This is a genomic window from Chryseobacterium soldanellicola (assembly GCF_900100115.1).
Lineage (GTDB): Bacteria > Bacteroidota > Bacteroidia > Flavobacteriales > Weeksellaceae > Chryseobacterium > Chryseobacterium soldanellicola.
Genome location: NZ_FNKL01000003.1, coordinates 578961 through 602670, shown reverse-complemented (window position 1 = coordinate 602670; position 23710 = coordinate 578961). Strand labels below are relative to the sequence as shown.

Annotated in this window: 20 protein-coding genes; 8 read left to right on the top strand and 12 right to left on the bottom strand. The window is 35.8% G+C overall.

The window, feature by feature from the left end:
• Positions 1-42 precede the first annotated feature (42 nt).
• From BLT04_RS12310 to BLT04_RS12300, 3 genes are read left to right on the top strand one after another with little or no spacing between them, the layout of a single operon-like run.
• Positions 43-1272 carry an MFS transporter gene (locus BLT04_RS12310; protein ID WP_089756098.1) on the top strand — a complete coding sequence of 410 codons (1230 nt, stop codon included), beginning with the start codon at positions 43-45 and terminating at the stop codon, positions 1270-1272.
• A gap of 2 nt (positions 1273-1274) precedes the next feature.
• Positions 1275-2753 carry a trehalase family glycosidase gene (locus BLT04_RS12305; RefSeq protein ID WP_089756097.1) on the top strand — a complete coding sequence of 493 codons (1479 nt, stop codon included), beginning with the start codon at positions 1275-1277 and terminating at the stop codon, positions 2751-2753.
• A gap of 26 nt (positions 2754-2779) precedes the next feature.
• Complete coding sequence (locus tag BLT04_RS12300) at positions 2780-5221, top strand: TonB-dependent receptor (protein ID WP_089756096.1); 2442 nt, start codon at positions 2780-2782, stop codon at positions 5219-5221.
• 229 nt (positions 5222-5450) lie between these two features.
• Here BLT04_RS12300 and BLT04_RS12295 read toward each other — a convergent pair whose 3' ends face one another.
• Complete coding sequence (locus tag BLT04_RS12295) at positions 5451-6089, bottom strand: MBL fold metallo-hydrolase (RefSeq protein ID WP_089756430.1); 639 nt, start codon at positions 6087-6089, stop codon at positions 5451-5453.
• A 284-nt stretch (positions 6090-6373) separates the two neighbouring features.
• Between BLT04_RS12295 and BLT04_RS12290 the strand changes: the two genes are divergently transcribed.
• On the top strand, positions 6374-7585 hold the full coding sequence (locus BLT04_RS12290; protein WP_089756095.1) for a type IX secretion system plug protein: 1212 nt from the start codon (positions 6374-6376) through the stop codon (positions 7583-7585).
• A gap of 111 nt (positions 7586-7696) precedes the next feature.
• On the opposite strand, the gene BLT04_RS12285 is transcribed toward BLT04_RS12290, so the two are convergent.
• The 5 genes from BLT04_RS12285 to BLT04_RS12260 all read right to left on the bottom strand — a co-directional run bounded on the left by BLT04_RS12285 (position 7697) and on the right by BLT04_RS12260 (position 11226).
• Entirely contained in the window at positions 7697-7960 is a 264-nt protein-coding gene (locus BLT04_RS12285; RefSeq protein WP_139166243.1) for a hypothetical protein, read from the bottom strand.
• The gene (locus tag BLT04_RS12280) at positions 7957-8187 is read right to left on the bottom strand and encodes a hypothetical protein (RefSeq protein WP_139166242.1); all 231 of its coding nucleotides are present in this window, start codon (positions 8185-8187) and stop codon (positions 7957-7959) included. Before BLT04_RS12280 ends, BLT04_RS12285 begins: the two co-directional genes overlap by 4 nt.
• Positions 8188-8868: 681 nt before the next feature.
• The gene (gene hemH, locus BLT04_RS12270) at positions 8869-9891 is read right to left on the bottom strand and encodes a ferrochelatase (protein WP_089756091.1); all 1023 of its coding nucleotides are present in this window, start codon (positions 9889-9891) and stop codon (positions 8869-8871) included.
• Positions 9891-10337: a hypothetical protein gene (locus BLT04_RS12265; RefSeq protein ID WP_089756090.1), complete on the bottom strand. Its 447-nt coding sequence runs from the start codon at positions 10335-10337 to the stop codon at positions 9891-9893. The genes hemH and BLT04_RS12265 overlap by 1 nt, the downstream gene beginning before the upstream one ends.
• A gap of 10 nt (positions 10338-10347) precedes the next feature.
• Entirely contained in the window at positions 10348-11226 is an 879-nt protein-coding gene (locus tag BLT04_RS12260; protein WP_089756089.1) for a NifU family protein, read from the bottom strand.
• Positions 11227-11379: 153 nt separating this feature from the next.
• Here BLT04_RS12260 and BLT04_RS12255 point away from each other — a divergent pair, with 153 nt between their 5' ends.
• The gene (locus BLT04_RS12255; RefSeq protein ID WP_089756088.1) at positions 11380-11907 is read left to right on the top strand and encodes a gamma carbonic anhydrase family protein; all 528 of its coding nucleotides are present in this window, start codon (positions 11380-11382) and stop codon (positions 11905-11907) included.
• Between the two features lie 412 nt (positions 11908-12319).
• Here the strand turns inward: BLT04_RS12255 and BLT04_RS12250 are convergent, their stop codons facing one another.
• On the bottom strand, positions 12320-12772 hold the full coding sequence (locus BLT04_RS12250) for a hypothetical protein (RefSeq protein WP_089756087.1): 453 nt from the start codon (positions 12770-12772) through the stop codon (positions 12320-12322).
• An 84-nt stretch (positions 12773-12856) separates the two neighbouring features.
• Here BLT04_RS12250 and BLT04_RS12245 point away from each other — a divergent pair, with 84 nt between their 5' ends.
• Complete coding sequence (locus BLT04_RS12245) at positions 12857-14983, top strand: helix-turn-helix domain-containing protein (protein WP_089756086.1); 2127 nt, start codon at positions 12857-12859, stop codon at positions 14981-14983.
• 32 nt (positions 14984-15015) lie between these two features.
• Here the strand turns inward: BLT04_RS12245 and BLT04_RS12240 are convergent, their stop codons facing one another.
• Positions 15016-15471, bottom strand: coding sequence for a hypothetical protein (locus BLT04_RS12240; protein WP_089756085.1), 456 nt, complete (start codon positions 15469-15471; stop codon positions 15016-15018).
• Between the two features lie 230 nt (positions 15472-15701).
• Here BLT04_RS12240 and BLT04_RS12235 point away from each other — a divergent pair, with 230 nt between their 5' ends.
• Together BLT04_RS12235 and ribB are read left to right on the top strand one after the other, a co-directional pair.
• A complete protein-coding gene (locus BLT04_RS12235) occupies positions 15702-16706 on the top strand; it encodes an LLM class flavin-dependent oxidoreductase (RefSeq protein ID WP_089756084.1) in 1005 nt (334 codons plus the stop codon).
• Positions 16707-16775: 69 nt separating this feature from the next.
• Entirely contained in the window at positions 16776-17897 is a 1122-nt protein-coding gene (gene ribB / locus BLT04_RS12230) for a 3,4-dihydroxy-2-butanone-4-phosphate synthase (protein WP_089756083.1), read from the top strand.
• A gap of 112 nt (positions 17898-18009) precedes the next feature.
• Here the strand turns inward: ribB and fmt are convergent, their stop codons facing one another.
• From fmt to BLT04_RS12210, 4 genes are all read right to left on the bottom strand, one after another.
• Positions 18010-18957 (bottom strand): methionyl-tRNA formyltransferase, encoded by a 948-nt coding sequence (gene fmt / locus BLT04_RS12225; protein ID WP_089756082.1) that lies wholly within the window; start codon positions 18955-18957, stop codon positions 18010-18012.
• A 111-nt stretch (positions 18958-19068) separates the two neighbouring features.
• Positions 19069-20970: a RecQ family ATP-dependent DNA helicase gene (locus tag BLT04_RS12220; protein WP_089756081.1), complete on the bottom strand. Its 1902-nt coding sequence runs from the start codon at positions 20968-20970 to the stop codon at positions 19069-19071.
• A 76-nt stretch (positions 20971-21046) separates the two neighbouring features.
• The gene (locus BLT04_RS12215) at positions 21047-22504 is read right to left on the bottom strand and encodes an OmpA family protein (RefSeq protein WP_089756080.1); all 1458 of its coding nucleotides are present in this window, start codon (positions 22502-22504) and stop codon (positions 21047-21049) included.
• Between the two features lie 76 nt (positions 22505-22580).
• Entirely contained in the window at positions 22581-23693 is a 1113-nt protein-coding gene (locus BLT04_RS12210) for an outer membrane beta-barrel protein (RefSeq protein WP_089756079.1), read from the bottom strand.
• Between the last annotated feature and the right edge of the window lie 17 nt (positions 23694-23710).

Genomic DNA, 23710 nt, shown 5'->3' with positions numbered 1-23710 from the left:
TTAACTCAAATGCTTCTATCTTAGCCAACAAGAAATTATTTAATGAAAAATTTCAACATAAAGGCAGTTTTATTTTTAAATTATTTCGTTTTTGCAATTCTTTTGAATTCTGTAGGAACGGTAATTTTACAAATGCAGCAGAATTTCGGCATTTCGAAATCTTCTGCAAGCGTCCTGGAAGGTTTTAAAGATCTTCCGATTGCCATTTGCTCATTTATTCTGGCATCATTTTTACCGAAAATCGGCATCAAAAAATCAATGTTGATTGCTTTGTTTCTGGTGAGCTGTATGTGTTTTGTAATGCCTTTTGCGAATGAATTTTGGTTTTTCAAACTGTTATTTACAATTGTCGGGATTTCTTTTGCTTTAATTAAAATTTCAGTTTTCACCTCCATCGGATTGGTGACGAATACGGATAAAGAGCATTCAAGTTTTATGGGTTATCTGGAAGGATTTTTCATGATCGGCGTATTAATGGGAAATGTTTTATTCAGCTTATTTATTGATGACCACAATCCCAGATCGACCCATTGGCTGAATGTATATTGGGTGTTGGGAATCCTTTCAGCACTGTCATTTTTGTTCTTATTCTTTTCAAAATTAGATGAGCACGAAGCGAAAACTGAGAAAACAGATTTGCTTGGAGATTTAAGAAACAGTGCAAGCTTATTCAGCTATAAAAAAGTGCTTTTCTTTTTATTATGCGCTTTTCTTTTTGTGTTGGTCGAGCAGAGTTTCCAGACCTGGACACCAACTTTTTATAAAGAGATTTTAAAAGTTCCGACCTCGATGAGTATTCAGGCGGGAGCGGTTTTAGCGGGAGCATTTGCATTAGGACGATTTTTATCAGGATTTTTTTCGAAAAAATTCAGCTGGATTTACGTGGTTTCCTTTTGTGTGGTTGGCTTCGCGGTCAGTATTCTGCTGGTTTTGCCTTTAACGCATGATATTCAGATTAATACAGGCACAAATTGGTTCAACGCGCCGCTCGTGGTGTATTTATTTCCGTTAATGGGCGGTTTGCTGGCTCCGATTTATCCAAGTATCAACTCTGTAATTTTAGCTTCAATCCCGAAATATCTGCACAGTGCAATGTCCGGTTTAATTGTGGTTTTCTCAGCAATCGGAGGGACGATCGGATCAATAATCACCGGTTTTGTGTTCCAGGAATTCAGTGGTCAGCAGGCGTTTTACCTTTCATTAATTCCACTTTCATTGTTGATCGTTTCGGCCATTATCATGAATAAATTAAAAATAAATCCTAAAAAATAAAGATGAACAGACAGCTATATATCAGCGAAATTCAGGTGCTATTCGACAATGTTCAGAGATCGCAGATTTTTGAAGACCAAAAAACGATGACGGATGCGGTTCCTTTGTTTCCTGTTGATGAAATTAATGCAAAATATGAAAATGAAAAAAATGCAGAAGGTTTTGATTTGAAAGCTTTTGTATTGTCAAATTTCGACTTTTTAGGCGCGAAAATTTCGATTCAAAGAGAAGATCATTTACCCATCGAAGAGCATATCGAAAGACTTTGGGATGAGCTGACAAGAACAGCTTACGAAGAAAAAGGGACTCTGTTGAAGCTTCCAAAGCCTTATGTTGTTCCTGGAGGTCGTTTTAACGAGTTTTTCTATTGGGACAGCTATTTTATCATGTTGGGCTTGCAGGTTTCAGGAAGGGTGGAAATGATGGAAAATATCATTGAAAACTGTTCTTATTTAATTCAAACGGTCGGATTTGTGCCGAATGCGAGCCGGACTCATTTTTTAAGCCGTTCACAGCCGCCCTATTTTTCGTTGATGCTTGATTTGCTTTTTGAAACCACAAAAGATGAAAATATTTACATCAAATATCACGATACACTTGAAAAAGAATATGCTTTCTGGATGAATGGTGAAAAAGATCTGGAAAATGGCTCAAGCATGAAAAGAGTGGTGAAAACCATCAATGGAGATATTCTAAACCGCTATTATGACGCGAAAAACGAGCCCCGTCCTGAAAGTTATTTAATTGATATTGAAGACAGCGAAAATGCAAGCGGAGAATTTTACAGAAATATAAGAAGCGGCTGCGAATCGGGTTGGGATTTTTCCAGCAGATGGTTTGCAGACAGCGAAAATATACACACGATTGAAACGCTGAATTTGGCTGAGGTTGATCTGAATTGTCTTTTATGGCATTTGGAAAAAACACTTGCGAAATCTTCATCGCTTCAAAATTTATCTGAAAAAGAAAAATATTATTCAGAAAGGGATGTAAACAGAAGACAGATGATCGACAAATATTTCTGGGATGAAAATTCAGGGATGTTTAAAGATTATCACACGGAAAAAAGCACACAAACAGCGTCTGAGCATATTGCTGCTCTTTATCCGTTATTCCTCGGACTGGCAAGTGCTGAGCAGGCAAAAGCTGTTTCGAAAAACATTGAAGAAAAGTTTTTGTATCAGGGTGGATTGATCACGACAACCAAAAAGACAGGTCAGCAGTGGGATCTTCCGAACGCCTGGGCGCCTTATCAGTGGATTGGCTTTCAGTCGATGAAAAATTATGGTTTCAATGATTTAGCTGAAAAAATTAAAAATAACTGGTGCGCCAATGTAGAAAGAGTCTACAGGAATACCGGAAAACTGATGGAAAAATACAACGCTTTAGACACAGAAACCATTGCCGGAGGTGGAGAATATCCTAATCAGGACGGCTTCGGATGGACGAACGGCGTGTATCTTAAATTAAAACAAAATTAAAACTAACGATAAAAATTAAGAAGGCTATGAAAAAAAAATCAATCTTTTTGCTTGCCGGAATTGCAACACTTTACTTTAATAATGCATACGCTCAGGAAACAACTCCACAGGATTCCACGAGGTCGGCATCCATCGAGCAGGTAGTTATTACGGGTAATTCAAACCCGAAAAAGAAAATAGAATCCAGTACGGCGATTTCTACGTTCAGTGCCAAAGAAATTCAGAAGCAAAACCCGATCAGTGCGGCGGCTTTATTGCAGAGAGTTCCCGGTTTTGCGGTTGAAACTTCCGGTGGTGAAGTAGGAAATAACCTTTTCGCAAGAGGTATTCCTTCTGCGGGAGCGTACGAATTTGTACAGGTTCAGGAAGACGGGCTTCCGGTTTTTGAAGACGGGGCTTTACAGTTTGCGAATGCAGATAATTTCTTCCGTGTAGATAATTCGGTGAACAGATTGGAAGCTTTGAGAGGAGGTTCGGGATCTATTTATGCCAATAATTCTCCGGGTGGTCTGATCAACTTTATTACAAGAGAAGGAAGTAATGATTTCAGGGGAACGGCGAAATTGGAAACGAGTACCTATGGCTTAATGCGTACTGATGTCAACTTGGGTGGCGCTTTGGTTCAGGATAAATTGTTCTTCAACGTTGGTGGTTTTTACAGAAGTGATGACGGAATCAGAAAAACAGGTTTTAAAGCCAATAATGGCGGACAGATCAGGATGAATCTGAAATACGTTTTCGATAAAGGCTACGCTAAGGTATATTATAAAAAGCTGGATGACAGAAATACATTCTATCTTCCGATTCCTTTGGTGCAAAATGGAAATGATCTGAAAGAATTTTCCGGTTTTGATGCCAATTATGGAACGTACAGCTACAGAGCGATCAGCCAGTTGAACATTCCACAAGCGGGCGGGGGATTTTTCAGCAGAAATTTAGAAGACGGAATTCATCCTAAAGTTGATGTTTTGGGGGCAGAATTTAAATATGATTTGGGAAATAACTTCTCTGTTTTAAACAAAACAAGATATACCAATATCAATATGAATTATACGGGCATTTTCCCGGCTGGCGGACCGCAATTGGCGGCTGATTTTGCTAAAAGTGCAGGAATTGCAGGGAACAGCTTCCAATATTCTTCTGTCAGTACAGGTGCGATTATGGCTCCTCAATACGTTCAAAAATTAGGATTCTGGGCGATCGACAAACAGATGAATAATTTTGTGAATGATTTGCAGTTCAATTATAAATTTGACAAAGGAAATGTAACGGCAGGTTTCTACAAATCCAACTGGAAATCCCACCAATACTGGAACTGGAGCAATGTTTTAACAACAGCTTCGGACAGACCGGAATTATTAAATTTAGTTGATACTTCATTGACACCAGCAAGTACAGGGTATTCTAAAACCTACAATGGTGTTACAGATATGTCTTTCCTGATCAGGGATTCGCAAATTCAGGGGAGTTTAAATGATCTTTACTTAAATTTAGATTATAATATTACAGATAATTTAAGCTTTAATGGAGGAATTCGTTACAGCCGTGATTTCTACAAAGGGTACGGAGTAAATACAACAACTTCAAACTTAAATAATTCAGGGCTGACGACGGATGGAACGCATTCTTTCTTGACTACCACGGCTGATGACAATATGTCGGTTTTGGGTAATAAATATACCTACTGGAATTATGATGTGAACAGAGTTTCTTTTACAACCGCTTTGAATTATAAAATTAATACAGAAAATGCGGTCTATGCACGTTTTTCTAATGGTTTCAGATCTCCAAATGAAGAAGCGTATTATAATAATATGACGAATTTATCAGCGATAAAGCCGGTAACAACCAATCAGTTGGAAGTTGGTTATAAATATTATTCAAGAACTTTTGATATTGCTGTGATTCCGTTTTATTCCACATTGAAAAACCTTTCATTTACGGATGTTTTCTCTGACGGAACTTCGGAAAATAAATTCGCCAATACGACAAACTTCGGAGTAGAATTGGAAGGATATGCAAGATTATTCAATAATTTATTGGAAATCACGTTCAACGGAACGATTCAGAATCCGAAATACAAAGATTTTACAGGAAACAATGCAGACGGGTCAACATTTAATTATGATGATAATACCGTGAGAAGAATGCCTAAGTTTTACTTTAATATTTCACCTGCAGTCAATATTACAAAACAATGGAGAGTGTATGCGAGCGCCAATTATTACGGAAAACGTTTTCAGGATGAAAAAAATGCACAGACATTGCCTTCATTCACGGAATTCGGCGCAGGAACTTCTTATCAGTTAGGAAAAATCAGATTTGCAGTTGACGGAACGAATATCTTTAATACGATCGGTATTACAGAAGGTGATCCAAGAGCGGGATCTCCAACCGGAGACGGAATTATTATGGCAAGACCAATTATGGGGGCCGCTGTAAGAGCTTCTATTACGTTAGATTTCTAAAAATTAGTTTTTTCATGTTAAATATAAACCGTCAGATTTTTTCTGACGGTTTTTGTTTTTAAGAGATGCTTCGACAAGCTCAGCATGACAACCTAATACTAACTGTTTATTTTAACAGCTTATTTGTAGTGATGTCATGCTGAGCATAAACTGAAAGTTTACGAACGAATGTTCACGAAGCATTCCAATATTCTCAATAACTCTAAAACTCTCCCACACTCAAACTCTCTCACTTAAAAAACGGATTATACTCCTTCTCAAAACCAATTTTTGTAGGATTTCCGTGACCTGAGAAAACCTGCGTTTTATCATCAAGAATAAAAAGTTTGTTTTTAATTCCGTTGATTAATTGTTCGTGATTTCCTTTATAAAGGTCTGTCCTACCGATGCTTCCTTCAAACAGAACATCGCCGGAGATCATGAATTTCTGATTGTCATTATGATAAACCACACTTCCCGGCGAATGTCCCGGAACATGATAAACCTTAAATTTTTCTCCGTCAAAATCAAGTTCGTCGCCTTCATTGATGTACTGAATTTCTACATTCACAGGATCGATTTTAAATCCGAATCTCATTCCGCTTGCCTGAAGCATATCCAATACTTCTTTATCATCCTGATGCATTGTCACAGGAACTTTGTATGTGTCAAAAGCCCATTGCAAGCCCAAAACATGATCAATATGAGCATGGGTCAAAAGGATTTTTTCGACTTTTAATCCGTTTTCTGTAATGAAATTTTCGATGGCTTTGGTTTCCTGCTCAAGCATATTTCCCGGATCAATTATCCATGCGTTTTTATTTTCGTTATAAAGAATATAGGTGTTTTCACTCGCAAAATTGAATACGAAACCTTGAATCTGAAGCATATGCTGAATGTTTTTAATTAAGGCAAATTTAACTACAAAAGTTATTGTTTGAAACATTGAAGTTATTTTTAGTTTAAATATTTAATGCTTCGACTGCTTCGCGCTCAGCATGACATTGTTATAAATGCGTTATTAAAAACAGTTAGTATTAGAAGTGTCATGCTGAGCGCGAAGCAGTCGAAGCATCTGTTTATTTGACTTTTCCGTATGTTAACCGATGAAATTCTGTGATTAGAAAATAGATTTATTGTTATGAATCCCGATTTTTCGTTATCTTCGTCATAATGAAAACATTGCAAATATTTTTATTTAGTCTATGTAGTTTTGCTTTTGGACAAAAGATCCAGAGCATACAATTATTTAATCCCCAGACTAATGATGAAACGCCGGTTATTAACTTTAATCAGACGTTGGTTTTGAGTTTTGATGATCTCTCCAATTCCAGTGAAATCTACCGATACACGATCAAGCATTACAACAGAAACTGGGAAGACGACAATCTTTTCTTTACGGAATTTGCCAATGGAAGCCTGAACGGTTTATTGGATAAATTTCAATATTCTTTCAATACATTACAGGCTTATACACATTATAAATTAACGTTTCCAAACGAAAAAATGCAGCCTAAAATCTCGGGAAATTTTGAATTGATCGTTTATAAAGATTCTGCCGAAAAGCCACTTTTTAAAAGAAGATTTTTTGTTGTGGAAGATCAGGCGGTAGTTGCATTAAATATTTCAAGAATTGCCGATGCAAGAAATCCGAATGTCAATCAAAGGGTAGAAGTACAGGCGGTTTCCAAAGGTGGAGATTTGTCTTCCAACGTTAATTCAATGACGCTGAATGTGGTTCAGAATAACAATTGGAATGTAAGTGTTTTAAATCAAAAACCAAGTTCAACATTAGGAAATAAACTTCTTTTTCAGCAAATGAACCTTACTTTTCCGGGAAATAACGAATTTTATTATTTTGATGATAAAAACATGAATCTGGCGGCAGATATGGTTCGCGCAACGGAATTAAAAGATGGCGTGAATCAGACATACCTGCATCCGGTTTGGGCATATCCTCTGAATTATCAATATCAGCCGGACGTCAACGGAGCCTGGTATTACAGAAGAAATGACATCGGCCTGGAAAGAGATGCGGAAAGAGAAGCCGATTATTCCTGGGTATATTTTTCGTTGGATTCTGAGCCTTTGAATAAAGAAATTTATGTTTTGGGAGGTTTTAATGATTTTAAACCCAGCTCAGAAAATCAAATGCAATATGACGACACAGCCAAAAAATATGTCGCAAAAATATATCTGAAACAAGGTTTCTACAACTATGTTCTGGCAACAAAAGGAGGTGACGGAAGGCTTGATTTCGGTGAAATCAACGGGAATTTCTGGCAGACGGAAAACCTTTATCAGGGATTTCTGTATTATGCGCCTTTTGGCAGAAACTATGATGGATTAATGGGGTACGGAGAATTCAGAACGCCAATAAAATAACTGTAAAATAATTTTAAAAAGATAAAAAATAAACCTTATAGATGTAAAAGTCTATAAGGTTTTGAATATAAAATAGTCCTGAAAATGTTCTTACTATCTTTATTTAATCATTTAATTAAGCTGTTTAAAAATCGCAGTAATGAATAAATTTTCGTCATTTTCAAAAATATAATGAATATGTACCGGAAAATTTTTCATTTTATTAATTGCAATTTCTGTCGATTTTTCTATTTCCGAATCTTGTACAATCTGGTTAATTGATTCTTTTAAATCTTCCAGAAAAACAATTCCTCTGTTTTCTTTTTCGGCGTTAAACACCCTTACCAGAAGTCTTATATCATTTTTTGCGATCGATGACAAAAATACTTTCATCATGCAAAACTCTTTTCCAGCTCAGAAACATTTTCGTAAAAATCAAGTTTTGTCTTTGGGTTTTCTCTGTGAAACTCAATCCTGTACAAAACTTCATCAATCTGAAACTGAGGAACAGAATATTTATTTTGCATTTCTAAATTCTCGACCATTTTTGCCAAAGTTTCAAGCAGGTCGGGAGAAAAACTTTCAATCTTATGTTGTAGAATTTCGGCAGTTGCATTCATCATTTTAATTTTTAAGGTTAATGATGTTCTTTTGATAGGGTAAAGTTAGGAAAAATATTTATATTTTGTTATTTTATTTTAAAATAATAGGGGGTCTTGGCTAAAATTTAATATTATTTGAATAATAAATGTAAAATATAGGGGGTGTAAGTCTAAATTTTATTTTATTTGGAGCTTTTGACTTCGTCGAATTGTTATTTTTATTTATTTTAAGGAGCAATTTCCAGCTTTCCGCTATATCTTTTTGGTTACGGGCTCCTGAACCATGTTCGTAAACTTTCAGTTTATGCTCCGCCCGTAACCAAAAAGGATGCCGCTGCAATCTGGGCTAGGGTTGTAGTCGTTATTTCAACATTTGTAAAAACACAAAGTTTGTCATCCTGAAAAGATCTAAGCGTAGTATTAGAAAAAGTAGTCTGAAAAATTCGTGTTTAGATCCTTTAGGATGACAAACTTTGCGAAAAACCATTCCAAAATATAAGTTGAAGCCGTCGAAGTTCCCGACAACGCCAATCAATATTGATGTAAACTATCGGAAACTCCGACGGAAAGAATGTAATGTAGTTTACCTTTTCGGAAGCTCCGATGATGAGAAATGAAAAAGGTTTACATTGTCGTAAAATACGACCACGCAAACCTGTATTTTCTCAAAAAAATAACCTCCGTTTCCGAAGGTTAGTATATTTAAACCAGATAAAATTCATTAAGTTTTTCCTCACAAAGCGTTTTCACGACTTCGATCCAGCGGTCTTCATCATTCAAACAGGGAATGTAATGGAAATTTTCCCCGCCTCCGTGCAAGAACTGCTCCTTACCTTCAACCGAAATTTCCTCCAGTGTTTCCAGACAATCTGAAACGAAAGCCGGACAAACAATCGCTAAGTTTTTTATTCCTTTTTTACCGATACTTTCTAAGGTTTCGTCTGTGTAAGGCTCCATCCATTTGTCTTTTCCTAACCTTGACTGAAACGTAACCATCACTTTTTCTTTAGGTAATCCCAGTTTTTTAATGACAGAATTGGTCACATCAAAACACTGGTGACGGTAGCAAAACTGGTGACTGGGATTGTTTTCACGCGAACAGCAATCGTTTAAATTACAGGTTTTTGTAGGATCGGTTTTATAAATATGCCTTTCCGGAACTCCGTGATATGAAAACTGCAGAGCGTCGAAGTTTTCAGGAAGTTTTTCCTTGATACTTTCTGCCAGACAGTCGATATAGATCTCTCTGTTGTAAAAAGGCTGAATGTAATTGATCTTCACATTCGGGAAAGATTTTTTTCTTACTTCTTCTGCTTTTTCGATCACCGTTTCCGTTGTACTCATCGCATATTGCGGGTACAATGGGAAAAGAACGATCTCAGAAACGCCTTTATCGACCAGTTTCTGAATTCCTGCTTCAATGCTTGGCTGGGCATATCTCATTCCGATTTCTACCGGAACGTCAACTAATTTCTGAAGCTTTTTCTGAATTTTTTCAGTAATAACGATTAAGGGCGAACCTTGTTCTGTCCAAACCGTTTTATACGCTTCTGCGGATTTTGCAGGTCTTGTATTTAAAATAATTCCACGAACCAACAAAGCGCGGAAAATCCATCGGTAATCGATGACCTTTTCATCCATCAGGAATTCGTCAAGATATTCCTTTACATCGCTTACGGCCGTAGATCTTGGTGATCCCAGGTTTACTAATAGAATTCCTTTCATTATTTGTCTAAACTTTGCAGTCGTCCATCAATAGTCGGACCATATTTCTGTTTTAAATGTAAAATATAAACTTCCAGCGCCAGATGTTCTTCCTCTTCGGTCATACCTAAAGATTTCAGATACTGATCACCTTTTTGAATCGCTAATTTTGTGAATAATTGAGAATACGCATCGTTTTCATTTTGATAAATAAAATCTTCTCCTTTTGATTTTCTTATTTCATCATTGATTTCTTTTTCAAGCTCATAATAATTGTGGAAGTAGTAATCAAGAAACGTTGTGTTTTTCTTGTTTAATTTATCTAAAATCACGTCCATTTTCTGAAGGCTGTCTTTTGATAATTTGGTTTCTACCAGATCATCATGAATGCCGTCATTTAACTGAGCTTCTTTTTTACAAGAAATTATAGTTACACTGAAACAAATTAAAAAAAGGAATATTCTCATATGTAATTGATTATCCGTTTACAGCTTCCACTCTTTCCACTAAATCGGGTACGAATTGTTTCAAGATATTTTCGATGCCGTTCTTTAATGTAGCAGTAGAGCTCGGGCATCCCGAACAAGCACCTTGTAGCAACATTCTTGCTGTTTTGCTTTCCTGAACGTATTCCATTAAAGAGATTTTTCCACCGTCATTTTCTACGGCAGGAGCAACGTATTCATTTAATATATCAGAAATTTTCTGTTCGTCATCCGTATAATCTCTATTGATGATTTTTTCTACAGGATTTTCATGGGTTTGAGCTTGAATATTTGAAATTTCACCTCCGTTTTGAAGATATTCGGCGATCAATCCGCGAACTGCCATCATCACCTGATGCCATTCTACAGAATTATCTCTTGTTACCGCCACGAAATTATCAGAAATAAAAACTTCCTTCGCAAAATCAAATTCCTTGAAAATAGCCTGAGCCAAAGGAACGCCTTCTGCTTCGTCTCTTGATTTTACTTCTACGAATCCATCCATCAGCATTTTACTGGAAACGAACTTCATCACAGCCGGATTCGGAGTCATCTCTGCATAAATCTGGTACATTTCCTTTTTCTTTTGAAGATAAACTCTTGGATTGGCCAATAATTCGTCTTCTATTACATTTTTCAGGCTTTCCGCTACATGTTCCCATTCCATGGTATCTTGTTTTGCAACCGCCACAAAATTAGCCGTGATGAAAATTCTTTCAATAAAAGGATAATTGAAAAGTTCCTGTGCCAAAGGAATTTCTGAAATATCAGAATCTCTGTCCAGTTCCAAAGACCCGGGAATCAAGTTGTAATCTGCTACAAATTTCATCACTTTTGGGTTTTCGGTTGGTTCTATAAGTATAGTATGCATTTTTTCGTTAAATTTGAGATACAAAAATACGCAATTAGAAGTTAGAAGTCAGAAGTTAGAAGTTAGATTTTTGCTATCGGCATCATTTAAAAATCGTGAAGTGGAAATTTAATTTTTAAATCGGCTCATTTTTCAAATTTTCAAATTAACAATATGGCACTTATAAAAGAACTTTTAGGCAAAACACCACAAATCGGGGAAAATACTTTTTTGGCTGAAACAGCTACCATTATCGGAGATGTTGTAATGGGAAGAGACTGCAGCATTTGGTATAATGCAGTGATCAGGGGAGATGTAAATTACATTAAAATGGGCGATAAAGTAAATGTTCAGGATAATGTGATGCTGCACTGTACTTATGAAAAATATCCATTGATTATAGGAAATAATGTTTCCATTGGCCACAATGCGATTGTTCACGGATGCAGGATTCAGGATAATGTTTTGATCGGGATGGGTTCTATTGTAATGGATGATTGCCTGGTTGAGGAAAACTCTATTGTCGGCGCCGGTTCGGTGGTTACGCAGGGAACGCATATCAAATCCGGTGAAGTTTGGGGCGGGGTTCCGGCAAGAAAAATTAAAGATATCAATTCTCAGTTACTGGAAGGTGAAGTTAACAGAATTGCTGATAATTACGTAAAATATTCTTCCTGGTATAAAGAAGATGTGAAACATTAAATTTGAACGTCAATTGTGAATGGTCAATTTGCTTCGCAAGTGAATTTTTTCCAGTGCTAAATTGACAACGAAGTTAATTGACTTCAAAGAAAATTCACAATTCACATTTTTAATAATTCACAAAAAAGCATTGTCAACTTGCTTCGCAAGTGAATTTTTTCCAGTGCTAAATTGACAACGAAGTGAATTGACTTCAAAGAAAATTCACAATTCACATTTTTAATAATTCACAAAAAAGCATTGTCAATTTGCTTCGCAAGTGAATTTTTTCCAGTGCTAAAATTGACAACGAAGTTAATTGACTTCAAAGAAAATTCACAATTCACATTAATAATTCACAAAAAAGCATTGTCAATTTTGACAATGCTTTTTTTAATCCTTAGCGAAAAACTCCTGAGTTGGGGTTTGTGTATTATTCAACAGGATAAACAACTTCCGCTTTTCCGTTTATACATCTGATTCCTACAGGCTCACCAATGACTGAACAGTCAGATGTAATGCTGTATTTTTTGTTAAATTCTGCTTCTTTCGCATTGTAACTTTCAATTTTCGGCAGAATGGCAGCTTCCAGTTTTGCAGGATAGGCTACATAATATTTTGGTCCGCCACAAGATTTAGAACCCATTGGAGCGGGTTTCCATTCGTTTGTGGTAGCATCGGTGCATTTTTCTTTAGAGATTTCGGCATCAATTTCAGCTTTTAATTTATCCAATTGAGCCTGATCGTATTTTTGGCTGTTTTCATCAGCGGGTCTTTCAGCAATATCTTTAGGTAAATTAGCATTATCAATTTTCGCCTTACATGACATTACGGCAAAAAATGGAAATATCGCTAAAACCAAAACATATTTGATTAATTTTTTCATAAATAAATTTTTCTTCACTCCTAATTTCTCAAAAGTTGTGCCAAGATAAAAAAATCAAAATCATTTTCCGTAATTTTGACAACGATGAACAATCATTTTTTTGACTTAATAGAGCATACGAACAGAAGTGTTTTCCTCACAGGAAAAGCAGGGACGGGAAAAACAACTTTCCTTAATGAATTTGTAAAAAAAACCAGAAAAAAACACATTGTAGTTGCGCCCACGGGAATTGCGGCGATCAATGCGGGAGGAGTTACCATTCACTCAATGTTTGGGTTGCCTTTAAGGACTTTTTTACCGACTACAGAACGTATAGACACCAGTTTGGCGAATAATATTGCCGACCTGATGCCCCATTTTAAATATCGTAAAGACAAGCTTAAGCTTCTTCGCGAAGTGGAAGTTATTATCATTGATGAGGTTTCCATGCTGAGGGCCGATGTTTTGGATATGATGGATTTTTCTTTGCGGTTTATCAGAAGAAATAATCAGCGTTTTGGGGGTGTTCAGATGTTATTTATCGGCGATTTGTATCAGTTGCCGCCGGTGGTGAGAGATGAGCACATTTTAAAAATGTATTATAATTCACCGTTTTTTTTTGACAGCCATGCGATCAAAGATATTCCATTAATTACGATTGAATTAACGAAGGTTTACCGACAGTCTGACCCCGAATTTTTAGAAATTTTAAATGCCATCCGCGACGGAGATATTGCCAATATTGATTTTGAACACCTGAATGAAAGATATGATCCGGACTTTAATGCAGGCGAGGATTCTTACGTTTATCTCTGCTCTCACAACAAGATGGCAGACGATATCAATCAGGAAAAGTTGGCTGAAATAAAGGTAAGTCCGTCAATCTATGAAGCCAAGCTTTTTGGTGAATTTAAAGAAAACCAGTTTCCGAATGAGCAGTTTTTAGAACTGAAGCTCGGAGCTCAGGTCATGTTTATCCGAAATGATATTTCCGGCGAAAAAAAATATTTTAATGGAAAATTAGGACAGATTTCTGCTTTAGATGAAAACGAAATTAAAGTAATCCTCGACGGCAGCGAAAGGGAAATTACAGTAAAACGTGAGGTTTGGGAGCAAAAAAAATATTTCCTTGACACCGAAAAAAATATCAAAGAAGAGGTATTGGGAAGCTTTGAGCAGTTTCCGATAAAACTGGCCTGGGCGGTTACGATTCATAAAAGTCAGGGCTTAACATTTGATAATGTGATTATTGACGCCGGGAAAAGCTTTACGGCTGGTCAGGTTTATGTGGCACTGTCGCGTTGCCGAACATTGGAAGGAATTGTTTTAAAGTCTAAAATTACGCCTGAAGTTATTTTTAAAGATAACAGAATTTTGCAGTTTCAGGGGGCAACTTTCGCAAATGATCATGTCGAATCGATTTTAAATCAGGAAAAATACGATTACAGCATCAAGAAAGTTCTTCGTACTGTTGATTGTCAGTGGCTTTTAAAAGAAATTGAAGACTGGAATAATCTTTCCATTGTTACAAAAAGCATTGATCATTTAAAAACGAAACAACTATATAATCAATTGAAGCCCGAGATCGTAAATCTTGGTACAATTTTCGGAAAATTAGAAAGAGTTATCTTTCAAAAGGTTAATAATTTCATTGATCAGAAAGAAGAATGGTCTGAGATTGAAAACAAAACAAAAGGTGCGGTTAATTTCTTTTTTACTGAGATTAGAGATAAGGTTTTCAGTCCGTTGAAAGATTTTTATGCTGAAATAAAAGGCACAAAAGGCTTAAAACAATACAACGAAGATTTTAGAGTCTGGCTGGAAGATATTGAAGAATATCTGAATAGTTTAAAGGAAATTCATTTGCTTGAAACCAAGCTTCTGGATGAGAAAAATGATAAGGAAATCAGCATGAAAATTGCAAAAGTTCCTTCTCAGGTTCTTACTTTTCAATTATTTGAGCAAGGAAAAACAATCTCCGAAATTGCTATGGAAAGAGGTTTGGTAAAAGAAACTGTGATCGGTCATTTGGCAAAATTTGCAGAACAGGGCTTATTGGATATTTCAAGAGTGATTACTTCGGACAAGATCAAAGCTTTTGAAGATATTTTCCACAAAACGCCGCATGAAACGCTTACAGACTGGAAAAATGCGTTGCCGAGCAATTTCGAGTTTAATGAAATCAGGATTTTAATTAATCATTTTAATTTTAAGAAGGAAAAGACAAAATAAAATAAAAGGCTTTAATAACTAAAGCCTTTTTTCTATTTATTCAACATATCCTGATTAACGTGGTATCCGACAATTTTTATAAAGCCGCTTTTATCTTTTTCCATAGTAAATGTTTCCTGTGTCTTTGCGGTACCTCTTTTTACATCATAAGTGAAGAGGTATTCACTTTTCGGATTGGTTCCTTTTACAACCAATGTTTCCCATTTTGAAAGAGTATATTCCTGAACCGGGCCGATTTTATTAGTGACATCTAAAAGTTCTCCAAGCTTTTCTTTACTGGTAACTGTGAAAAATTTTTCACCAAACAATTTGTAAATATCATCCTGATTGGTTCCATATTGAAGTTCCCAGTAAAATTTCTGAGGAATTTTTTCACCGTCTACTTTATCGGTTTCGCGATCTTTGTAAAACTGATTGAAGTTGCAGCTTATCAAAAGGAATGCAATAATTAGCAGATAAAATTTTTTCAATTGAATTATTGATTTCATGGTATAAAATTATTCTGCAGTATTAATAAAATCCAACTACAAAAAATAGTAATAAAGCCTGAAATTTCCCATAGCTTTTTACTGAACTACATAATAAATCCTATCAATTACAAAAAGTAACTAATGCAATTTATAAACTTTAAATTTGTACGGTTTTTAAACCTAAAATTTAAAATATGAAATCGACAAAGGAGATTCCATATCACCTTTAAAAAAGTAAATATCTCGATATGAAAAATTTTGAAATATCTGTTTTGGATCTTGCTCCGGTAAAGCAGGGGAAAAGCATTCATGATAGTTATCAGGACAGTCTGTCTTTAGCAAATCACACTGAAAATCTTGATTATAAAAGATTCTGGCTCGCCGAACATCACAATATGGAAAGCATTGCCAGCTCTGCAACCTCAGTTCTGATCGGTTTTATCGCCAATGGAACAAAGAAAATAAGAGTAGGATCGGGAGGAATTATGCTTCCAAATCACAGTTCGCTTGTTATTGCCGAACAGTTCGGTACATTAGAATCACTTTTTCCCGGAAGAATTGATCTTGGGTTGGGAAGAGCTCCCGGAACAGATGGTTTGACGGCTCAGGCTTTGGGAAGAAACCCTGCGATCATCAACGAACAATTTCCCAGACAAATCTTAGAATTGCAAAAATATTTCTCCAAAGAAAACTCAAATGCATTGGTTCGCGCTATTCCCGGAGAAGGATTGGATATTCCGCTGTATATTTTGGGCTCGAGTACCGACAGCGCGTGGTTAGCGGCAGAACTTGGTCTTCCGTATGCTTTCGCAGGGCATTTTGCGCCTGAACAAATGGAAATGGCTTTCAATATTTACAGAGAACATTTTGAACCTTCTAAATATTTGGCTCAACCTTATATTATGGCTTGCGTTAATGGAGTTGCTGCGGAGACTACTGAAGAAGCGCACAAGCTTTCAACAACTTTATTTCAGGCATTTATCAATATTGTAAGAAACGACAGAAAACCTTTTTCTCCACCGGTTGATGATATGGACGATATTTGGTCTCCCATGGAAAAATCAATGGTTTTACAGAAATTACGCTATACTTTTATCGGAGATCAATCAGAAATTGAAGAAAAGCTTAAAAATTTTCAGGAAAAATTCAATGTTGATGAATTAATTATTAATTCGCATATTTACGATCATCAGAAAAGACTGCAATCATACGAGATCATCCGAAAAGCAAAAGACTCGTTATTTAAAGCTTAACAAACCGTTTATATTAATTGGCAGATGCTTATTTTTATGAGTATCTTTGCAAAAATTTAAAAAGTAAAAATGTCTGATATTAAATTAAATACTATTCCAGAGGCTATTGAAGACCTTAAAAATGGTAAAATAATCATAGTAGTAGATGATGAAGACAGAGAAAATGAAGGTGATTTTCTTTGTGCTGCAGAGCTGACAACACCGGAAATCATCAATTTTATGGCTTTCCACGGAAGAGGTTTGATCTGTATGCCACTTCCTGAAAAAAGATGTGACGAATTGGGGCTTGATGTGATGGTAAGCCGTAGCAGCGATCCTAAGGAAACAGCTTTTACCGTGTCTGTTGACCTTTTGGGAAACGGTACATCAACAGGTATTTCTGCGGGTGACAGAGCGAAAACTATTTTGGCTTTGATGGATGAAAATTCTAAACCGACAGATTTCATGAGACCGGGCCATATTTTTCCGCTTCGTGCAAAAAAAGGGGGTGTTTTAAAAAGAGCAGGACACACAGAAGCGGCAATTGATCTGACGCATCTGGCAGGCTTGAAAGAAGGTGGAGTTATCTGCGAAATCATGAATGAAGACGGTTCAATGTCCCGTTTGCCGGATCTTCAGGTTTTTGCTCAGAAACACGATATGAAAATTGTTTCTATCGAAGATTTGATTCATTATCAGCTTAAAAAAGGAAATTTGATCGAAAGATTGGAAGAAAGAAAAGTAAAAACGGCTTACGGTGAGTTTGACTTTTTTGCATTCAGAGAAACTTCTAACGATCAGATCCACTTTGCTTTAACAAAAGGAACTTGGACGGTTGATGAGCCTGTTTTAGTGAGAGTTCAGTCTTCTGATTCTTATTTCGATGTTTTAACAAGATTAAATAACGGTGAAAAACCTTTATTGGAGAAAGTGACAAACATGGTGAATGAAGCAGGAAAAGGAGCTATTATTTTCATCAATAATGTTTCCAATTCTGAAAATACATTGAGAAAATTGCAACAATTCCTGAATTATCAGGATGGCCAGCAAAAACATCCTACAGCCGCCTTCAATTACAGAGATTACGGAATAGGAACCCAGATTTTGAAGAATCTCGGAATTAATAAATTTAAAGTAATCACTCAAAATCCGGATATCAAACCTCAGGTTGGAGGGTATGATGTTGAGGTGACCGAGATGGTGCAATTATAAAATGTGAATTGTGAATGGTCAATTTTTGCTTTGCAAATGATTTTTCACAATATTAAAATTGACTACGAAGTTAATTGACTATTGACAATTCACAAAAAAATGGCTTGATTTATCAAGCCATTTTTATTTCTTCAAAATTTCTAAAACCGTTTAGAAAATCTTTGATATTCATTCTTTTCTTTCCTTCTAATTGCAGTTCTAAAGGAAAATATTCGCCGTCTTGGGTATAAATTTTAAATTCATTTTTTGATATTTCTAAACTTCCGACAGTTTTTCCATGATCTGAAATTTCAAATTTTCCTTCGAATATTTTTAATCCTTTTTCTTCTTCTCCGATTTCTAATGTGGTAAAAGCGGCAGGATAAGGTGACATTCCCAGGATAAACTGATGAACTTCTTTTGATTTTTTCGTCCAGTCGATTCTGGTATCTTCTTTAAAAATTTTAAAAGCATTTTTAGGATGTTCAACGTGTGGTTGAGGCTTTTCTATGATTGAATTTTCTGCCAGTCCGTCAAGCGTTTTTACAACCAGTTTTGAACCCATTTCCATTAATCTGTCGTGAAGACTTCCTGCGTTTTCGCCAGGTAAAATAGGCAATTCTTCCTGCAGTAAAATATTTCCTTCATCAATTTTTTCGTTGATAAAAAATGTCGTCGCTCCGGATTTTTCTTCTCCGTTAATAACAGCATAATTGATCGGTGCAGCACCTCTGTAATCAGGAAGTAACGAAGCGTGGAGGTTGAAAGTGCCCATTTTAGGCATTTCAAAAAGAACTTTAGGCATCATTCTGAAAGCGACTACTACAAAAACATCAGCATCCAGTTTTCTCAGTTCTGCTAAAAATTCTGGATTTCTTAATTTTTCAGGCTGAAAAACCGGAATATTATTTTCTACAGCAAAAATTTTTACAGGAGATTGGTTAATTTTTTGTCCGCGTCCGCTTGCTTTATCGGCAGCTGTTACAACGCCTACAACTTCATGATGGGATTGATGAATGGCTTGCAGTGAGGTTTTTGCAAACTCAGGAGTCCCTAAAAAAACGACTTTCAATGATTTCATTTTACAAAGATAAGGGTCTTTAAATTATTTAAAAATTAAAAGATTTAAAAAATTAAAGATTGTGCATGTCTATTAATCATCAAACATTTCGCATTACCAATTACTCATTACTTATGCTAAAGCGTAGGTCATGAAATTCAGCATTTTGATTTTCCCGGAATCTAAAAGATAAATTAAATTTTCCAGAATATTGTCTTTCGGGTGATAAGTCAATTGAACGGATAGCTCTTCAATAGTTGCAGGCTTTTTAGTTAAAATTCTTACAATTTCCGATGAAATATTTTGTCCGAAAACGGATTGTTTATTTTTTTCACAAACAGAACAGTTTCCGCAGTTTTTGGTATTTTTTTCTCCAAAATAAGACAAAATGAGCTTCATTTTACAATATTGACTGTCTTCAACGTAAAATTTCATTTCTTCCCATTTCTGGATTTTATTTCTTTGAATATGTTCAAAAACCTTCCAGTAAGAGCTGTTAATAACCCTTTCGTCTCTTGGTTTTAGAAATTTAATGCTGGACAACGCTCCATCAATATATTCAATATAATTTTTTTGCTGAAGTTCTTTAAGCCTTTCTTTGATTAAATGAACACTTACTCCAATTTTATTACTCACTTGCTGTTCGCTAAACATGACTTTATGACTTGTAATTCCTGAAATCGAACGCAATAGAAGCTCTATAAAATAGGAATCTTTCTGAGGAATCTGGTCAATTTCATCCGCTTTCATCAATAACTCAATTGACGAAAGACTTTTATTATCATTAAAATAAATAATTTCCTGATTGTGAAGAAAGGTGAGAACATTATTAATTTTAGCCTTTGATAGTTTTGTAAAATTCTGAATTCCAGTCATATTTAACTGGAAAACCTTTTCAGGTAATTCAAATTCGGCAACCTGAAAAATAGAGTAGAGGTAACTGATGATCTTTAGAAATTCCTCTTTATTTGGAATTTGATTTTTTAAAATCTGATCAAAATTGACCAGTTCCTGCTTATTCCAAAGAAGAAAAGCGAAACTTTTTTTGCCGTCCCGTCCCGCACGTCCAATTTCCTGATAATAATTTTCAATAGAAGGGGAGGGTGAAAAGTGAATTACAAAACGTACATTGTCTTTATCGATTCCCATTCCAAAGGCATTTGTGGAAATTAACACATTCTGGGCACTGTTATTCCAGAAATTTTGGCGGGTGTTTTTTTCTTTCGTGGTTAAGCCGGCATGAAAAAAATCTACATTCTGTAAATTATTTTTATGCAGAAATTCAGTAAGCTGTTCTGCCTCTTTTCTTGTTCTTACATACACTATTCCTGATTTTGTTGCGTATTTTAGAATATTTAAGATACGCTGATATTTATCAGAAACTTCTTCGGTAAAGATTTTTATATTTTCTCTTTTAAAGCTTTTTTGAAAAATCGTGGGATTTTTAAGCTCCAGTTTAGTTTTAATTTCTTCCAAAACTTTTGGAGTGGCTGTTGCCGTCAAAGCCAGACATGCGATTTCGGGATTATTTCGTCTAAATTCCTTGATATTCTGATAGCTTGGTCTGAAATCCTGCCCCCATTCTGAAATACAATGTGCTTCATCTACCGCAATAAATGACAGTTGAATTTCTTCAATATTCTGTAAAAACTGTTTATTGGTCAATCTTTCGGGTGAGACATACAGCAATTTTGTAAGGCCATCTTTGCATCTGTTATAAATTACTTCGGAATCAAATTCATCTAATTCTGAAGATAAATATTCTGCTTCAATCTGATTAAATTTAAGCTGATTAACCTGATCCTTCATCAAAGCCAATAAGGGTGAAATGACGAGACATACGCCTTCCTTTAACAATGCAGGGAGTTGATAGCAGAGTGATTTTCCGGCTCCAGTCGGTAAAAGAGCCAATGTATCTTTTTCATATAATACAGCATCAATAATCCCTTCCTGGGAATCTCTGAAACTGTCGTAACCCCAAAAATGTTTAAGGGTTTCATATTTTAATTGTTGAAAATCCTGTGAAGAAATCATAAGGTAAAAATAGGAAAAGTTTGGAACAAAAAAAGCCACGCAATGCGTGACTTTATTATAATTTAAATAATATTTATTATTTAGCTTCGAAGTAAACTCTTCTGTTTGCTCTGTTTTTCCATTCAGGACATTTAGTAGCAGGCTCACACTCAGGATATTTAAGGTCTTTTTCACCTCTACCTACAGCGTTTAATTTAGAAGAATCAACACCATTTTTGATTAAATAATTCTTAACGCTATTTGCTCTTCTTTCTGATAATTTTTGGTTATAAGCATCAGAAGCTCTGGTATCAGTTGCTCCGATCACAGTATAAGCACCGTTTGAAGAGTTGATATAACTAACAGCATTATTAAGAATAGGCGTAGTAGAAGGTAAGATTCTATCTGAATTTAAATCGAATTCAATTCCTTCTAAAGTTCTAGTTGTATCATCAACCTTCGTAGGTGTTACAGGAGGAGTTGTAGGACAACCGTTGTTTTCAACAGGTCCAGGAACAGTTACACACTTATCGTAAAGATCAATTACTCCGTCTAAGTCTGTATCCAAAGCTACACCGGCACCATCAACTCTTGCACCTGCAGGAGTATCAAGTTGTCTGTCCCAATCGTCGCAAACGCCATCATTATCAGCATCTCCTTTTTTACAAACTTCAATATCTTGGTTTTTGTTAGCTAAAACATCTAATTTGTAATAGATTTCCTGTAATGGGTCATGCCACATTAAATGAGATTCGTGTTTTCCTAATTTTAAAGAAACACCTAAAGTAGCGTTGAAGAAGTTATCAGAAGTTTGCTCTTCACGTTGGTTGATTGCACTGTACTGTGCACCTCCACCATCGAATTCATCATCACCTGTAACTACATACATTAATCTACCTTCGATATCTAATCTTCTGTTAACTTTGAACTTAAGACCAGCACCAGCCTGAGCAAACATAGATCCTAATTTGAAAGGTTTCAATTCAGTTACCATTCTTTGGCCAGATTCATCCTTTTGATAAGCTCTATAAGCTATAGTACCAATACCTGCATAACCGTGTAGAGCCCATCTGTAAGGAGAATGATTGTCAACTCTTCTTAATAAGTTTGAGAAGTTGATATCTCCTAATATTGAGATTGCATCATATTGAGTTCTTGCACCCACCTGCTGATATGCTGAAGCATTTGAAGGGGCTGCATCTTTAGTATTGAACCATCCTTGTCTTGTTTCCCCTCTATCATATTGTAAGTTAATACCAAAAGCATGAGTAATGGCCTTATCAATACTAACGTAAGCAGAATAACCAAAAAGGTTTTTACCGTTACCGTTTTTAATAGAAGTTAAATCGGCAGATTGAACAAGTGGTACACCAGCACCAAAAGAGATTGCCCAATCATTGAATCTTTTAGATTTTTGGGTAAAGGGAGAAACATTAGCAGAACCAGAAGAAAACGTATTTGGATATTCTCCGTTTGAAACTGCCGTTGAGTCTTGTGCAAAGCCTGCTGTAGGAACAGCTAATGCTAGTGCAACAATTGCTAAACTTAATTTCATAGTGTATTTTTTATTTAGTTAATTAAATGATTTTATTTTTTTTAAAGTAAGCTATTTACTTTACTTTAGATTTTGATTATTTGCCTGTAGGACATCCATTGTTATCAGGTGATCCAGGAACAGTAACGCACTTGTCATATAAATCGATAACTCCGTCAAGATCCATGTCTAAAGCAACACCGGCACCGTCAACTCTTGCTCCTGCAGGAGTATTCAGTTCTCTGTCCCAGTCGTCACATACTCCATCGTTGTCATTATCTCCTTTTTCACAAACTACTAAATCTGTAGAAGCGTTTTCAAGAACATTTGCTCTGTAATAAGCTTCCTGCAAAGGATCATGCCACGTTAAATGAGACATATGTTTTCCAAGCTTAAATGATAAACCTAAACTTACCGTCCACATATTATCTGAACGGGAATCGTTGATCATGTTATACTTAGAGACTTTAGAATTGACATCATAGTCAGCAGGGCCAGCCCAACCGCCACCATCAAATTCATCATCACCACTGATGATATACATTGTTCTCGCTTCGATATCAATACGGTTGGAAATGTTATATTTCAAACCAAGACCGAATTGAGAGTAGAACGATGCAATATTAAGCTCCTGATCAATAAAAAGAGGAACTCTCGCAGGTGATGTACTCCATCTGAATTCGTTGTTGTCATGCAAAGATGTATTAAAGTTTTGGAAACCGATACCAGCATAACCGTGTAAAGCCCATCTGTATGGAGAATGATTATCAACTCTTCTTAATAAGTTTGAGAAGTTGATGTCTCCAATTAAAGCAATTTGATTATACTTAGTATTAGCGTGACCAATACCTGCTGCGATTCCTGCAGCACCGTCTAACTGAGCTTGTTGCTTAGTTTCACCTCTTTGATAAGCAAGGCTTAATCCAAATGTGTGGGAAATTTGCTTGTCCAAGCTTACATACGCATTATATCCCCAATTCGTCTTATCCTTAGTTATAGATCTAAGATCCGAATGAACCATAAATGCTGCACCACCCCCTACCGAGACCGACCAGTCGTTAAATCTTCTAGCCTTGTTGTCGAAAGGTTGGACATTGGCTGAGCCTGAGGAGAAAGTATTTGGGTACTCGTTAGATGAACTAACTTTAATACTGTCCTGAGCATAAGTAGCAATAGGCAAAGCGGCCAATAATAATAAACCTAATTTCATACAATATGTTTTATGTT

What these genes read in the sequence shown, in the direction of transcription:
- BLT04_RS12310 (WP_089756098.1), top strand. Translation starts at nt 43, where the DNA reads ATGAAAAATTTCAACATAAAGGCAGTTTTATTTTTAAATTATTTCGTT.
- BLT04_RS12305 (WP_089756097.1), top strand. Translation starts at nt 1,275, where the DNA reads ATGAACAGACAGCTATATATCAGCGAAATTCAGGTGCTATTCGACAAT.
- BLT04_RS12300 (WP_089756096.1), top strand. Translation starts at nt 2,780, where the DNA reads ATGAAAAAAAAATCAATCTTTTTGCTTGCCGGAATTGCAACACTTTAC.
- BLT04_RS12295 (WP_089756430.1), bottom strand. Translation starts at nt 6,089, where the DNA reads ATGCTTCAGATTCAAGGTTTCGTATTCAATTTTGCGAGTGAAAACACC.
- BLT04_RS12290 (WP_089756095.1), top strand. Translation starts at nt 6,374, where the DNA reads ATGAAAACATTGCAAATATTTTTATTTAGTCTATGTAGTTTTGCTTTT.
- BLT04_RS12285 (WP_139166243.1), bottom strand. Translation starts at nt 7,960, where the DNA reads ATGATGAAAGTATTTTTGTCATCGATCGCAAAAAATGATATAAGACTT.
- BLT04_RS12280 (WP_139166242.1), bottom strand. Translation starts at nt 8,187, where the DNA reads ATGATGAATGCAACTGCCGAAATTCTACAACATAAGATTGAAAGTTTT.
- hemH (WP_089756091.1), bottom strand. Translation starts at nt 9,891, where the DNA reads ATGAAAGGAATTCTATTAGTAAACCTGGGATCACCAAGATCTACGGCC.
- BLT04_RS12265 (WP_089756090.1), bottom strand. Translation starts at nt 10,337, where the DNA reads ATGAGAATATTCCTTTTTTTAATTTGTTTCAGTGTAACTATAATTTCT.
- BLT04_RS12260 (WP_089756089.1), bottom strand. Translation starts at nt 11,226, where the DNA reads ATGCATACTATACTTATAGAACCAACCGAAAACCCAAAAGTGATGAAA.
- BLT04_RS12255 (WP_089756088.1), top strand. Translation starts at nt 11,380, where the DNA reads ATGGCACTTATAAAAGAACTTTTAGGCAAAACACCACAAATCGGGGAA.
- BLT04_RS12250 (WP_089756087.1), bottom strand. Translation starts at nt 12,772, where the DNA reads ATGAAAAAATTAATCAAATATGTTTTGGTTTTAGCGATATTTCCATTT.
- BLT04_RS12245 (WP_089756086.1), top strand. Translation starts at nt 12,857, where the DNA reads ATGAACAATCATTTTTTTGACTTAATAGAGCATACGAACAGAAGTGTT.
- BLT04_RS12240 (WP_089756085.1), bottom strand. Translation starts at nt 15,471, where the DNA reads ATGAAATCAATAATTCAATTGAAAAAATTTTATCTGCTAATTATTGCA.
- BLT04_RS12235 (WP_089756084.1), top strand. Translation starts at nt 15,702, where the DNA reads ATGAAAAATTTTGAAATATCTGTTTTGGATCTTGCTCCGGTAAAGCAG.
- ribB (WP_089756083.1), top strand. Translation starts at nt 16,776, where the DNA reads ATGTCTGATATTAAATTAAATACTATTCCAGAGGCTATTGAAGACCTT.
- fmt (WP_089756082.1), bottom strand. Translation starts at nt 18,957, where the DNA reads ATGAAATCATTGAAAGTCGTTTTTTTAGGGACTCCTGAGTTTGCAAAA.
- BLT04_RS12220 (WP_089756081.1), bottom strand. Translation starts at nt 20,970, where the DNA reads ATGATTTCTTCACAGGATTTTCAACAATTAAAATATGAAACCCTTAAA.
- BLT04_RS12215 (WP_089756080.1), bottom strand. Translation starts at nt 22,504, where the DNA reads ATGAAATTAAGTTTAGCAATTGTTGCACTAGCATTAGCTGTTCCTACA.
- BLT04_RS12210 (WP_089756079.1), bottom strand. Translation starts at nt 23,693, where the DNA reads ATGAAATTAGGTTTATTATTATTGGCCGCTTTGCCTATTGCTACTTAT.